Genomic DNA, 14641 nt, shown 5'->3' with positions numbered 1-14641 from the left:
TTTATTAGCTGTTCTTTTTAATTGCAATATTATAATAATTTACTTGACTAGTTAAGTTAAGCAGTTGTTGCATGGAGTGCTTGATTGACAGATTTTGTAAAACTTTCAATTGCTCCAGGTGCATCTTGTTGTTTTTCTGCCACAATGTCAACAATGGCACTACCAATAATAATACCATCAGCTATTTTGGCAAATTCATGCGCTTGCTGTGGGGTGTGAATACCAAAGCCGATTGCAGTAGGAACAGTTGTGTATTGACGAATAGTTGTTATTAATTCTTCTAGGCCTTGATAAAAAGTATCACGCTTACCAGTAATGCCAAGTGATGATACAACGTAGATAAAACCAGTAGCACTTTTGGCTATTTTTTCAATCCGTTTATCTGATGTCGGCGTGATTAGTGGAATAATAGCGACATTATGTTTTGTGGCAGTTGGAACAATTTCATCGCGACTTTCATATGGTAAATCAGGAATTACCAAACCATCAATTTTAAGTTCGGCACATTTTTTTAAAAATGCCTCATAGCCATATTTAAACGGAATATTTAAATAGGTTAGTAATACGATAGGAACATTGGTTTCTTTACGGGCAGCCGTGACAATATCAAAAACAGTTTTTGTGTGAACATCTGCTTTAAAAGCGCGTAAGTTAGCTGCTTGGATAACTGGACCATCAGCAACTGGATCAGAAAAAGGAATACCAATTTCTACAATGTCAGCACCCCCATTAGCAAGAGCAAGTATATTAGCAACGGTGGTATCAAAGTCAGGATCATTCGCAACAACGAATGGAATGAAAACTTTATGGTTTTTAAAAATATGACTTAATTTATTCATAGATATTAACTCCTTTGTATTTTGCAATACTTGCAACATCTTTATCCCCTCGGCCAGATAGTGTACAAATAATAATTTGATCTTTAGCCATTTTGGGGGCAATTTTTTCAATATAGGCAATCGCATGACAACTTTCAATAGCTGCAATAATTCCTTCTTGTTTTGCAATGTACTCAAAAGCTTGGACTGATTCATCATCTGTAATACCAACATATTCAGCACGATTTGCTTCTGCTAAAGCAGCGTGTTCAGGACCGATACCAGGATAATCAAGACCAGCTGAAATTGAATAAACCGGATCAATTTGGCCATCACTATTTTGCATAAATAATGATTTCATACCATGAAAAATACCAACTGAACCACGTTCAACCGTAGCGGCAGTTAAGTCAGTATCAATACCTTTACCAGCTGCCTCAACGCCTACTAATTTAACGCTTGGATTATCAATATAATTAGCAAAACTACCGATAGCATTACTACCACCACCAACACAGGCAACAACCATGTCAGGTAGTTTGTGTTCTTGTTCTTGTAGTTGCTGCTTAGATTCTTGTGAAATAACACTTTGGAAATATTTAACCATTTCAGGAAAAGGTGCAGGACCAACTGCTGATCCCATCACATAGAAAGTGTCTTCACACCGACTAGCCCATTCTTGTAACGTTGCGTTCACGGCATCTTTTAGTACTTGTGAGCCACTGGTCACAGCGTGGACTTTTGCCCCTAATAGTTCCATACGGTAAACATTTAATTTTTGGCGATCAGTATCTTCCTTTCCCATAAAGATTTCACAAGACATGCCTAACAAAGCAGCAATTGTTGCGGTTGCGACACCATGTTGACCAGCACCTGTTTCAGCAATTAATCGCTTTTTTCCTAGATATTTAGCAACAAGTGCTTGTCCGATGACATTATTGATTTTATGAGCACCCGTATGATTCAAATCTTCACGTTTTAGATAAATTTTGGCACCTCCTAGATCTTTAGTCATGTTTTTAGCGTAGTAGAGTAAAGATGGGCGGTTAGCATAATTATTAAGTAAATCGTGAAATTCAGTTAAGAATTGTTGATTGTTTTTAAGTTCATTGAATTTTTGGGTCACCTTATCCAGCTCAGCCATTAGAGTTTCAGGAATATATTGGCCACCAAAACCAGTACCATAGCGACCAGATTGTTTTGTTTCATTGGATGAATTGTTCATTGTAAGTGGCTCCTTTTGCATTTTTTATAAATTGACATATTTTTTGTTTATTTTTAATCTGATTTGTTTCGACGCCACTAGACACGTCAACAATTGTTGGGGACATAGTTTTAACAATTTGATAAACATTGTCCGGTGTTAATCCGCCAGCTAACATGAACGGTTGATTGGGGTGAGGCAGGTAAGTTAAATCAATTTTTTTACCACTACCACGACTTCTATCAAATAGAATATAATCAGCATTTGTATTAAAGGTTGTCGATTGCTCATCCACTCCCTGAATAACTTTAAGTCCCATTTTTTGTAATGTTGCAATTTCAGTAACGTTACTTTTTCTATGAAGCTGGACAACATCAATCAGCCCCATTTTAAAAATGTTTAAAATTTCATCAATCGATTCGTTTACGAATACGCCAACAGTTGAGATTTCTGGTAATAAAATCTGTTTTAAAAGTAGTGCAGTTGCTGGCGAAATTTGATGACGACTTGGTGCAAAGACAAAACCGGCAAAATCTGCATGGGCAGCATTGACAATTAAGGCATCATTTGGTGTCATCAAACCGCAAATTTTAACTTGTACTATAATGAAACCTCCTTAAAATCCTGAATGAGCGTTGCTTTTTGCTTTGAACGCATCAATGATTCACCTATCAAAACAGCATTAAAATTAGCATTGGCTAACATTGCGACGTCTTCTTTACTATGAATGCCACTTTCAGCAACAACAGGAATATCAGCAGGTATCATAGCTCGCAAACGTAAACTATTATTAAAATTAACATGGAAATTTTTTAAATTCCGATTATTAATGCCAATAATTTTAGCCCCAGATGCCAAGGCACGTGAAACTTCACTTGCTGTATGAGCTTCAACAATTGCCTGCATGCCAAGTGATTCAGCTAAATTTCGATATGTTTTTAACTGATCATTATCTAAAATAGCGACAATTAACAAAATAATATTGGCACCATTTGCTTTGGTTTCATATATCATATAAGGATCAATTGTAAAATCTTTACGAAGAATAGGTGTTGATACAGCCTCGCTAATATCCTTTAAATAACTAAGGTGTCCTTTAAAGTAAGTTGGTTCAGTCAAAATTGAAATTGCATCAGCATCAGCTTTTTCGTAGGATTTTGCAATGTCTAAATAGGGAAAGTCATTGACAATTACTCCTTTTGAAGGCGACGCTTGCTTGACTTCGGCAATGATATGTAAGCCTGGTTCTTTTAGAATGGCAAGAAAATCAGGCCGCGTATTGTGAGGCATTTTGGCAACGATTTGCTTTAAGTCATTTAAAGATAAGTGTGCTTGATGTTGAGCTAGTCTTTTTTGTGTAGCAGATACCAAATCATTTAAAATCATGCGACTACGCCTCCTTCACTATTTGCAAATGCAATGAGTTTATCAAGTTCATTACGAGCCTTACCATCATCGATTGTTTGTGCTGCAAGGTTGATACCATCTTGAATACTTAATTCTGGATGAGCTAGATGTAAGGCGGCACCAGTATTTAAAAGAACAATATCACGCTGGGGCCCTTGGGTGCCATTTAAAATATCATAGGTAATTTGAACGTTTTGTTCTGGTGTACCACCAACTAAATCACTTGGTTGACTACGGTGTAAATTAAATTGTTCAGGCGTCAAAATGTATTGTGATAATTGTTTATCATGGAGTTCGATAACTGATGTTTCACCAGTAGTTGAAATTTCATCCAGTCCATCATGCCCATGGACGACCATGGCATTTTCTACACCAAGATTTAAAAGAACGTTTGCGAGGGGTTCTAGTAAAGTTTCATCATATACACCTAGCAATTGAAAGGCTGGGTGAGCTGGGTTAAGTAAGGGTCCGAGAATGTTAAAAATTGTGCGAAAGCCGAGTTGCTTTCTAACATTGGCCACGTTTTTCATAGACTTATGATATTCTTGAGCAAACAAGAAGGCCATATTATTTTTGTGCAGGCATTCAAAGCTTTTAGCGGGACTAGTATTAAGGATTAAGCCTAATCCTTCAATCAAATCTGCAGCACCACTTTTAGAGGAAGCAGCACGATTACCATGTTTTACTACTTTTGTACCAGTTCCTGCTGCAACAATGACACTTATTGTTGAGATATTAAAGGTATTAGCATGGTCACCACCAGTACCAACGATTTCTAAAACATCATCTACTTTTGGAAATGCTTCTGCATGTTTTTGCATATATGTTGCTGCGCCGGTAATTTCTTCAATAGTTGGTTTTTTCGCTGCTAATGCAGTTAAGAAACCGGCTGTTTCAATTTCCGAAGTATTACCATTCATAATTTCATCAAAAACAAATTGTATTTCTGAAATAGTTAAATCTTTTTGGTTAACTAATTTTTGCGTGCTTTCTTTAATCATAATAAATTCCTTTCTGTGAGCTATAATGCTTATTGTTGATTTTTAAAAAAGTTATTTGTTAATTTGCCATCGTTTGCATGTCATTTTTGATATCATAAAAACCTCCAAGTGCACAAAAAATCCGTCCAAAACAGTAAACAGTTAAGGACGGATTTTCCGTGGTGCCACCTTAATTTAATTAATTGCCCAGATAAATAAACTTATGTCATTCAAATTAATAGGACAACTAATTACGCTTAGCGAAGGACTAACATCCTCCCGACAACTTACGTATGCCATCACGTCTCTTCTTAATAAAAAAGTCTTTCAGAAAAGCCCTCAGTGGTCCATTTAATTATCTGCGTTCGGTTGCACTTCCACCAACTGCAACTCTCTTTGCGTGCACGATAATCTTGACCTCCACTTCAACGGTTTGGGACGAAATTTAATTGTTGTAGTGAATATTAAAATGTTTTAATAAAAATGTCAATAGTTTTAATCTTTTTAATTTAGAATAAAAGAGCGTATTCAATCAATTTTTAAATAAATAAAAATGCTATTTAACGAATTTATGCACAAACGGTTGATTTATCACATGATTTATTAGCCTTGCCTCGACAACAATAAATAGAAAATACCAACTAACTACGCAAAGTTTTGATGTGTAATTAGTTGGTATTTTTAGTTAAATTGATATTTTTTAGTTATTTGGAATTTCTTGATAAGCTAATGCTTTAATAACTTCGGCATGTTGTGGATATTGTGAGAGTAAATCTTGTTGTGTGAATAATTCAAAGTCACGATAGTCAAATCCAGGGGATACGACACAACTAACGATACTAAAACCGCTTGTTACACTTGATCCGAAGATGGTGTTTTTAGGGACTGTGTATGATAATTGTTCACCCTGGTCAATATTAGGACCAATTTTGATTGCTTCGTAGTGACCATCTGGGAAAATGCAGTGAACGGTTAGTGGGTCACCTGCATGATAGAACCATGTTTCATCAGAAGTTAGTCGGTGAAAGTGGGATGGATTGTTTGCCGTTAGTAGAAATATAATTGACGTGTAAAGTGCACGCGTTCCTTGTGGTAAATCGATTGTGTGATCACTTTTAGTTGTTTCAATAAAGTAACCACCTTCAGGGTGTGGTGCTAAATTTAGATTTTTAATCCAGTAATCAATATTTTTATTCAAAGTAATAATCTCCAATCCATTAATTTATGTTTATTATAGCAAATTCATGGTTTAATGAAGTGAAAATGGATATCTAAAATGTAAAATTTAAAATATACCAAAATGCTTGTACATAGCTATTGTAAACGTTTACGATAACTGTTAATATGGCACCAAATAGAATAATAAATTGAAATATGAGATGACATTAATTAATGGAGGTATTAAAAATATGGCAACGCAATGGTGGAAAAATGAAGTCGTTTATCAAGTTTACCCAAGATCATTTCAAGATAGCAACCATGATGGTATTGGTGATATTCCAGGTATTATCAGTCATTTAGATTATATTAAAAGTCTTGGTGTAACGATGATCTGGGTTTCACCAATCTATCAATCACCAATGGTTGATATGGGTTATGATATTTCAGATTATCAAGCAATTGATCCACAATTTGGAACATTAGATAATTTTAAAGAATTGCTAGCTGAAGCAAACAAGCGTGATATTAAAATTATTATGGATTTAGTTGTAAATCATACTTCAGATCAGCACGAATGGTTTAAAGCTGCTTTAGCTGATCCTGAAAGTCCATATCGTGATTACTATATTTTTAAAAAGACCAGCAATGGTGAAGCCCCTAATAATTGGCGTAGTATTTTTGGCGGTTCAACTTGGGAGCCAGTTCCTGGTGAACCAGACACGTATTATTTCCATACCTTTGCTAAGCAACAGCCTGATTTAAATTGGGAGAATCCCAAATTAAGGCGTGCGATTTATGACATGATTAACTGGTGGCTTGAAATGGGCGTAGCTGGTTTCCGTGTTGATGCGATTACGCATATTAAGAAGGATTTGGATTGGTTAAGTATTCCAGCTGACGATGTAGATGGTTTAGCGTCAGTTGTTAAAAAGGGACGTAACCGACCAGGAATTGGTGATTTATTAACTGAACTAAAACAAGAAACTTTTGATAAATATGATGCTATTACAGTTGGGGAGGCCTATGGTTTAGCTGATAAGGAGTTACCAGCATTTGTGGGACCAGCTGGTTATTTCTCAATGGTCTTTGATTTTTCATATATGAATATTGATGTTAAAAATGGTGACGAGTGGTATCGAGGTCGTGCTGATTGGACACCAGTGGACTTGAGAAATGCGTTCTTTGATGCGCAAGAAACGACTGCTAACGCACAAGGTTATTTAGCAAATGTTTTGGAAAATCATGATCAACCACGTGTTTTGTCAAAGCTAGTACCAGATAAGCAATATCAAACACCTCAAGCTGCGAAAGCTTTAGGAACAATGTACTATTTCTTACCAGGAGTGCCATTTATTTATCAGGGACAAGAAATTGGTATGAAGAACTTTGAACGCCAAAGCATCGAAGAGTTCAATGATGTTTCATCAATTAATAACTATAATACGGCTTTGCAGGATGGTTATACGGCAGCGGATGCGTTAGATGCGGTTAACCATAAATCACGTGATAATGCTCGTACACCAATGCAATGGGATGACAGTGAATATGGTGGTTTCTCTGATGTACAACCATGGTTAGCGATGGGAAATGATCGAGAAGGTATTAATGTTAATGCTGAACAACAAGATGATCAGTCTGTTTTGAAGTATTATCAAGAGTTAGGTGCTCTACGTCATGATTCAGATTGGGAGCCTGTTATTATTAATGGTGATTTCCAACCAATGCGTTCATTATCAGATACAGTGGTTGGGTATCAACGTCGTTTAGGTCAACAAGTATTAACGGTATTGGTCAACTTAGGAACAAAAGCAGCCCGTGTTAATTTGGTGCAGACCGGTCAAACATTGCAACAAGCCGGTGATGTTCAAGTTAGTGGTAAGCGTGTTAAAATGAGTCCTTATAGTGCGATTGTTTTAGGTGTTATGCCAGAAGAAGGTTAAAATGAGTGAGTCTGATATCAGGCAAGAAATTATGGCTGATGAACAAAATAGTGCTTATACGGAACGTGGTATTGGACCGGTTTATCAAGTGGGTCCAGATGTTCGTATTTTGATTATTGGTCAGGCACCTGGTGCAAAGGTTGAGCAAACAGGGATACCATTTAATGATAAAAGTGGTGATCGGTTGCGTGACTGGATGGGGATTACTGCTGATGAATTTTATCATAGTGGTAAGATAGGTAATTTACCATTAGATTTTTATTTTCCAGGTAAAGGTAAGAGTGGTGATTTACCGCCACGTAAAGGGTTTGCAGAAAAATGGCATCCAAGGATGCTAGCTGAAATGCCCAAAGTGGCGCTGATTATTTTAGTTGGTGCCTATGCACAACATTATTATTTACCAATTAAAAAGTCAGAAACAATGACAGCGGTAATTAAACAATATGAGACTTTTGGTCCTAAGTATCTACCAATTGTCCACCCATCCCCACGTAACAATATTTGGTTACGTAAAAATCCATGGTTTGAAGATGAGATTGTGCCAAAGTTACAGGCACGTGTTCGTGAATTAATGATGGATTAATGGTAAGAAAAAAGCCAATGGAAGATGTGATAAGCATCTCGCCATTGGCTTTTATTTTAGACTGCAAAACGGTAGTTATATCCGCTCTGAGTAAACGCGCACCAATCAACAACATTCCTTATATAAGTCCAATTTTGACCCAGACACTTGCAGTGTCAGGGCACAAAACAGGCCTTATACCGGAATGTAACCCGCAGATTGGCAACGCTCTGTTTAAACGCGATAAATTTTCAATCCAGGTAATATAAGCCACAAACACGGTGCAATGCCTTCGCAGTCGCTACGGCGAATACACCATGTTTATGTCTTATATCACCTGTCAAAACGAAAATTATATCCGCTCTGTTTTTACTCAAATTCCTCATACTCGTTTGGGTCTTGACCATCAATACGACCGTCTTCACGGTTTAGTTCATTGATAGCGGCAATTTCGCTGTTTGTTAGTTCAAAATCAAACACATCAAGGTTTTCACGTTGGTGAGCTGGATTTGATGAACGCAAAACAGGAATAATACCACGGTCAAGGTGCCAACGGGTGATAATTTGGCTTGTTGACTTACCGTACTTGTCAGCAATTTCTTGTACAACAGGTTCCTTTAATGCAGAGCTACCACGGCCTAGAGGACTCCATGCTTCAACTTTGATACCACGACGCAAGTTTTCCAAAAGGTTTTCTTCTTGGACCCAGTATGGGTGAACCTCGATTTGGTTAACGGCAGGTGTAACCCCAGTTTTTTCAATAATACGATCTAGATGCTCAGGCTCAAAGTTTGAAACACCAATTGAACGAATCAAACCTTGCTTTTGTGCATCAACTAAGGCTTGCCATGCTTCAACGTATAGACCACGCTTTGGCAATGGCCAGTGAATGATGAATAGATCAAAATAATCCAGTCCCATACGAGCTAGTGACTCTTGAATAGCATCACGAGCGCTTTCGTAATCATGATACTTACCAGGTAACTTAGATGTTACAAAGAACTCTGCACGAGGTACGCCAGACATGCGAATAGCTTTACCAACGATTCCTTCGTTGTCGTAATTGGTAGCAGAATCAATTAGACGGTAACCGCTCTTAATAGCAGCTAGAACTTGTTGTAGTCCTGAACCACCTTTTAATTGATAAGTTCCTAAACCTAAGCTAGGTAATTTGTGACCATCATTTAATGTGACTTCTGGAATTGACATAAATACATCCTCCTTAATAATCTAACACTACTTTCGCATTTAAACTGTAAATTTGCAAGCGATTTCTATCGCATTATATGCTAACAAAAGGTAACATATAACTAATGATTTTATATGAGGAGTAAGCAACTTGAAAAAGAAACGCATTTTTAGTAATGGGGTATTGATATTAGTTGGTGTGATGATGATTCTTTTAGGGATTTATTCATTGTTTGACGTTTTTACCCCACACGTAATTTGGTATCATTTGATTCTTATGCTTTTATTTGCATTAGCAATTTTTGGTACACGAGATAAAATAAAGTGGTTGTTTATTGCAACGTCAGGAATTTGGCTTTTAAATGTGATTTGGGATATTATCCGTTTAATCTAACTAATCGAAGAAGGTGAAAATATGATTTCGATACCATTATCAGATCAGTTAACGGTCTCGGCTGATGATTTGTTACAGCAACATTTATTGATTTTAGGGGCAACGGGTAGCGGTAAGTCAACAAGTGCGATGACGATATTACATGGGTTGATGGAGGCTAATCAAACGACGATGATTATTGACCCAACAGGTGAGTATGAACATTTACCAAATGCAGTAGTTGCAAAGCTTGGTTATAATGCCTACATTGATTATGAACAACTAACGGGGGATGATCTTAATTTACTGTTTGGTGTGACTGATACGGATATGCAAGAAAAGTTGACCGATGCTTTGACGAGTTTAAAGCTACAAAAAAATATCATTGGTCAACCTGGTATATATGCTAAGCTAAATCGGACATGGCAAGATTTCGAACATGATATGCAACGATTGTATCAATATCCACAACCAGTTGATCTGTCACTATTACCTGAACAATTACGCCAAGAATTTGCAGTCCCGGTGGACAATTTTGATTTAATTGGTCAAGAAATTGATGAAGTAGGATTTAGAAAATGTTTACCATTAATTCGACGAATTAAACGATTAACAAGTCAAAACCGTTTTCAACAACTATTTCATATGCCGATGACGTCAGATTCTAAAATTGAAACGACGGATATGCAGACGGATGTTATGTATTTGTTGCGTTTGTTTGCAAGCCATCAAAGTGATCATAAAATTTTAGTGATTGATTGCTCCTTGTTTGCTGATAACCTAGCTATAGGGAAGGTTCTGGTATCTTTGCTAACGATGGCGCTTTTACGAGAAAAGCAGCAATTAAGGCGTAGTGTTCCAGTAACTTTATTAATTGATGAAGCACATCGATATTTAATGGCCGATAATCTAGAGACGACGGGCATTTTTAGAATTGCGCGTGAAGGACGTAAATTGGGGTTGTTTCTAATGTTAACAACGCAGAGTCCTTTAGATATTGACCCAAAGTTATTAGGACAATTTGGTCATTATCTTGTACATCAATTGAACACGGCTAGTGAATTGGCGCAATTACCAGTATTACAATCATATGAGCAGCAAATCGTTCATGAAACTATTGGTCAAGCATTGTTAGCCGGTAATAATTTTGCGACACCGCAATTGATAAATATACAGATGGTACCTGAAATGAATCATCAAACAGCAACACCTAAGTTTTTTTTAAGATAATAGAAAAGAGAGCGTTCCAAAAGTCGTTTTGAAGCCGGTGTGTAACGTGATTGCAGCAATATTGAGGCTTCAGACTTTTGAAACGCGTTTATGTTATAAAACTTACAGGTTTATAATTAATGCATTTTGAACTAAAAAGGTTGGAACAATTTCTTTTGTTCCAACCTCTTATTATTTATTATTATTTTTTTCTGGAATGAAGGTATCAACCGCTGACCAAAATGTAACCAGTGAAAAGACGATTGTAAAATGCCAGAAAATAGTCGACCAAGCATTGCCATAGATATTAGTATAGGTGTTGATGAGTCGCTGGGCAAAGATAAGTGCAATAACTTCCTCAACTCCGATAACTAATGCTGTTAAAGCAATTGCGGCAGCTAACACAGCACCAATTAACAAAACAAATGACGCAAGATGTTGTGCAATCCAGCGCAAAGACCATGCTTTGGCAGCCTTATGATTCATGAGTTGACGACCTCCGTTAAGTAATATTACAGTCTATTATACGTGAAATTGCAATTGGTGGTTGAAATTTATTAAAAAAATTAACAAAAATCAGATAATGTTTTGTTAAAATTAATGGCAATGATATTTCGTTAAGTTTTAACTAACAAAACGGTTGCTAAAAGCGTTATAATGAATGTAATATAGTGGAGCAAAGGAGACGTTTTATGGTCAATGATTGGATAAAGATTCATGGTGCTCGAGCACATAACTTAAAAAATGTAGATGTTGCGATTCCTAGAGACAAGTTTGTTGTTATGACCGGACTATCTGGTTCAGGAAAAAGTTCGTTGGCATTCGACACGCTATATGCAGAAGGACAACGTCGTTACGTTGAAAGTTTGTCATCGTATGCTCGACAATTTTTAGGACAAATGGATAAACCGGATGTTGATGCAATTGATGGTTTGAGTCCAGCAATTTCAATTGATCAAAAAACGACGTCTAAGAATCCACGGTCAACCGTAGGTACTGTTACAGAAATTAATGATTACTATCGTCTACTGTTTGCCAGGGTTGGTAAACCAGATGCGACGGCTGATGGTATTATTGTTAAAAAATCAATTGATCAAATGTTGAATGATTTGTCAGAACGGTTACCTGAGGGTAGTCGTATGCAGATTTTAGCACCAATTATTCGACATAAGAGGGGATCACATGCAACTGCTTTTGAGAGAATTCAAAAAGAAGGATTCGTTCGCTTTATAGTCGATGGCGAAATGCATGAAGTGACTGATGAAATTGAATTAAATAAAAATAAGTATCACGATATTGCAATTGTCGTTGATCGTATTATTTTACGAGATAATTCACGCGCACGTTTGTTTGAATCTTTTGAATCGGCAATGCGATTAGCTGATGGACTAGTTACGGTTGATGTCATTCGTGGTGAGCAATTAACTTATTCTGATCACTATACAGGTCCTTTGAAAAAATTTGCGGTGGGAAAATTAGAGCCACAACTATTTTCATTTAATGCACCGTTGGGAGCTTGTCCAGTGTGTGGTGGGTTAGGTATAACACTGGAAGTAGATATTGATTTGGTAGTCCCTGATCAGAGTAAGACATTGGCAGAAGGTGCGATTGCAGCTTGGAATCCAATTTCTTCATCTTATTATCCAGAGATGTTACGTCAATTTGCAGACTCAGTTAATATACCGATGGACGTGCCATTCGAAGAGTTAACGGATGAGCAGCGTAACTTAATTTTGTATGGGGATGAGGAAAATACGTTCCATTTCCATTACGAAAATGATTTTGGTGGTGTACGAGATGTTGATGTTGAGTTTGAAGGCGTCATGAACAACATTAGTCGTCGCTATCGAGAGTCAAATTCTGATTTTACACGTGAACAAATGCGTAGTTATATGAATGAATTAACATGTACAGCATGTCATGGTTACCGTTTGAACGAAGGGGCGCTTTCAGTTAAAGTCGGTTCGTTGAACATTGGTGAAATTTCAGAGCAATCAGTTGCTAAAGAACTTGATTATTTTGAGCAATTGTCATTTGGTCAACAAGACCAAGAAGTGGCTGCACCGATTGTAAAAGAAATTATTGATCGGCTACGTTTTTTGAAAAATGTTGGTTTAGATTATTTGACATTATCACGTTCGGCACGAACCTTATCTGGTGGTGAGGCGCAAAGAATTCGATTGGCAACCCAAATTGGTTCTAATTTGTCAGGGGTTATGTATGTTTTGGATGAACCATCAATTGGGTTACACCAACGTGATAATGCTCGGTTAATTCAATCACTACAGCAGATGCGTGACCTAGGTAATACGCTAGTTGTTGTAGAACATGATGAAGATACAATGCGAGCCGCTGACTACATTATTGATGTTGGCCCTGGCGCTGGCGAACACGGTGGTCAAATTATGGCTGTTGGAACGCCTGATGAAATTGAAGCGAATGAAAAGTCATTAACGGGACAATATTTGTCAGGAAAACAATTTATTCCCGTACCTACAAAACGACGTGCAGGTAATGGTCAAAAACTTACGGTGACGGGCGCTGCTGAAAACAACTTGAAAAATATCAAAGTTGATTTTCCATTGGGAAAGTTAACAGTTATTACTGGTGTTTCGGGTTCCGGAAAATCAACGTTAGTGAACACAATTTTGAAGCGTGCTTTAAAAATGGAAATTAATCGTAATTCTGAGAAGCCCGGGAAGTATCGCAAATTAACGGGTTATGAGAATATCGATAAAATTGTTGATATTGATCAAAGTCCGATTGGACGAACACCTAGATCAAACCCTGCCACTTATACAGGCGTGTTTGATGACATCCGTGACTTGTTTGCGCAAACCAATGAAGCTAAGTTACGTGGTTATAAAAAAGGTCGTTTTTCATTTAATACCAAAGGTGGACGTTGTGAAGCATGTAAGGGTGATGGGGTAATTAAGATTGAAATGAACTTTTTGCCTGATGTTTACGTTACCTGTGAGGTTTGTGGTGGTACGCGCTATAATTCTGAAACTTTGGAAGTTACTTATCGTGGTAAAACAATTGCAGATGTATTAAATTTAACTGCTGAACAAGCCGTTGATTTCTTTACAGCAATTCCAAAAATTCGCCGTAAATTGCAAACAATGGTCGATGTCGGTCTGGGTTACGTTAAACTTGGACAGGCAGCTACGACGTTGTCAGGTGGAGAAGCACAACGTATGAAGTTGGCATCTGAGTTGCAACGTAAGTCAACGGGGAAGACGGTTTATATTCTTGATGAGCCAACAACTGGGTTGCATGTTGCTGATATTTCACGTCTATTAGAAGTGTTACAGCGTCTGGTTGACGGGGGAAATACGGTTTTGATTATTGAGCACAACTTAGACGTTATTAAAACAGCAGACTGGTTGATTGATATGGGTCCTGAAGGTGGTGAAGGTGGTGGCTATGTTATAGCAGCCGGTACGCCGGAGCAAATTGCAGCAACACCAGAATCTTATACAGGACAATATCTAGGGCCAATTATGGACCGTGATCGTAAACGAGCAGCTCAAGGATAGAGTAAATCCTTGCATTTTATAAGCTAACTGATTATACTTATATTTTATAAGTTAAATTGACTTGAGAGGTGACTATCATGGCAGAAAAAATGGATACAGCATCAGCTCGTCGTAAAATTAAGAGCCCTAATATTAAGACGCGGAAACGTGCATTGAAGGCATTGCATGAAGCAAACCGTCAAACAACGAAAAAGTAAATAATTAATATTGTCAAAACCAAGCGCTTTGTTTTTGAAATATTAGAGAAGTGGGTTGAAACA

General features: G+C 37.2%; 14 protein-coding genes and 1 other annotated feature. Of the genes, 6 read left to right on the top strand and 8 right to left on the bottom strand.

Annotation, left to right across the window (positions count from 1 at the left end):
- Positions 1–56: 56 nt before the first annotated feature.
- The 6 genes from trpA to GA0061074_RS03965 form a co-directional block, all read right to left on the bottom strand.
- Positions 57–839 (bottom strand): tryptophan synthase subunit alpha, encoded by a 783-nt coding sequence (gene trpA / locus GA0061074_RS03990; protein WP_092462247.1) that lies wholly within the window; start codon positions 837–839, stop codon positions 57–59.
- A complete protein-coding gene (gene trpB, locus GA0061074_RS03985) occupies positions 832–2043 on the bottom strand; it encodes a tryptophan synthase subunit beta (RefSeq protein WP_167550163.1) in 1212 nt (403 codons plus the stop codon). Before trpB ends, trpA begins: the two co-directional genes overlap by 8 nt.
- Complete coding sequence (locus GA0061074_RS03980) at positions 2024–2626, bottom strand: phosphoribosylanthranilate isomerase (protein WP_092462074.1); 603 nt, start codon at positions 2624–2626, stop codon at positions 2024–2026. Before GA0061074_RS03980 ends, trpB begins: the two co-directional genes overlap by 20 nt.
- Positions 2623–3408, bottom strand: a complete 786-nt coding sequence (gene trpC / locus GA0061074_RS03975) for an indole-3-glycerol phosphate synthase TrpC (RefSeq protein ID WP_092462072.1) — start codon at positions 3406–3408, stop codon at positions 2623–2625. Before trpC ends, GA0061074_RS03980 begins: the two co-directional genes overlap by 4 nt.
- Entirely contained in the window at positions 3405–4430 is a 1026-nt protein-coding gene (gene trpD, locus GA0061074_RS03970) for an anthranilate phosphoribosyltransferase (protein WP_092462070.1), read from the bottom strand. Before trpD ends, trpC begins: the two co-directional genes overlap by 4 nt.
- Positions 4431–4570: 140 nt before the next feature.
- Positions 4571–4847 (bottom strand) — a binding site (T-box leader).
- Positions 4848–5109: 262 nt separating this feature from the next.
- Entirely contained in the window at positions 5110–5607 is a 498-nt protein-coding gene (locus GA0061074_RS03965) for a cupin domain-containing protein (RefSeq protein ID WP_092462068.1), read from the bottom strand.
- Between the two features lie 211 nt (positions 5608–5818).
- Here GA0061074_RS03965 and GA0061074_RS03960 point away from each other — a divergent pair, with 211 nt between their 5' ends.
- Positions 5819–7510 (top strand): alpha-glucosidase, encoded by a 1692-nt coding sequence (locus GA0061074_RS03960; RefSeq protein ID WP_092462066.1) that lies wholly within the window; start codon positions 5819–5821, stop codon positions 7508–7510.
- Between the two features lies 1 nt (position 7511).
- Positions 7512–8093 carry a uracil-DNA glycosylase family protein gene (locus GA0061074_RS03955; RefSeq protein WP_092462064.1) on the top strand — a complete coding sequence of 194 codons (582 nt, stop codon included), beginning with the start codon at positions 7512–7514 and terminating at the stop codon, positions 8091–8093.
- A gap of 348 nt (positions 8094–8441) precedes the next feature.
- Here the strand turns inward: GA0061074_RS03955 and GA0061074_RS03945 are convergent, their stop codons facing one another.
- The gene (locus GA0061074_RS03945) at positions 8442–9281 is read right to left on the bottom strand and encodes an aldo/keto reductase (RefSeq protein WP_092462060.1); all 840 of its coding nucleotides are present in this window, start codon (positions 9279–9281) and stop codon (positions 8442–8444) included.
- A gap of 130 nt (positions 9282–9411) precedes the next feature.
- On the opposite strand from GA0061074_RS03945, the gene GA0061074_RS03940 reads away from it, so the two are divergent.
- On the top strand, positions 9412–9654 hold the full coding sequence (locus GA0061074_RS03940) for a hypothetical protein (RefSeq protein WP_092462058.1): 243 nt from the start codon (positions 9412–9414) through the stop codon (positions 9652–9654).
- 21 nt (positions 9655–9675) lie between these two features.
- Positions 9676–10863: an ATP-binding protein gene (locus GA0061074_RS03935; protein ID WP_092462056.1), complete on the top strand. Its 1188-nt coding sequence runs from the start codon at positions 9676–9678 to the stop codon at positions 10861–10863.
- Between the two features lie 171 nt (positions 10864–11034).
- Here GA0061074_RS03935 and GA0061074_RS03930 read toward each other — a convergent pair whose 3' ends face one another.
- Positions 11035–11328 (bottom strand): hypothetical protein, encoded by a 294-nt coding sequence (locus GA0061074_RS03930; RefSeq protein ID WP_092462054.1) that lies wholly within the window; start codon positions 11326–11328, stop codon positions 11035–11037.
- Positions 11329–11534: 206 nt separating this feature from the next.
- Between GA0061074_RS03930 and uvrA the strand changes: the two genes are divergently transcribed.
- Positions 11535–14381: an excinuclease ABC subunit UvrA gene (gene uvrA, locus GA0061074_RS03925; RefSeq protein ID WP_092462052.1), complete on the top strand. Its 2847-nt coding sequence runs from the start codon at positions 11535–11537 to the stop codon at positions 14379–14381.
- Positions 14382–14458: 77 nt separating this feature from the next.
- The gene (locus tag GA0061074_RS03920) at positions 14459–14578 is read left to right on the top strand and encodes a putative metal homeostasis protein (RefSeq protein WP_092462050.1); all 120 of its coding nucleotides are present in this window, start codon (positions 14459–14461) and stop codon (positions 14576–14578) included.
- Positions 14579–14641: the final 63 nt, after the last annotated feature.

The organism is Weissella bombi, from assembly GCF_900094835.1.
Taxonomy (GTDB): Bacteria; Bacillota; Bacilli; order Lactobacillales; family Lactobacillaceae; genus Weissella; species Weissella bombi.
Note: the sequence above shows the minus strand (reverse complement) of the source record. Positions and strands in the feature narration are given on the sequence as shown.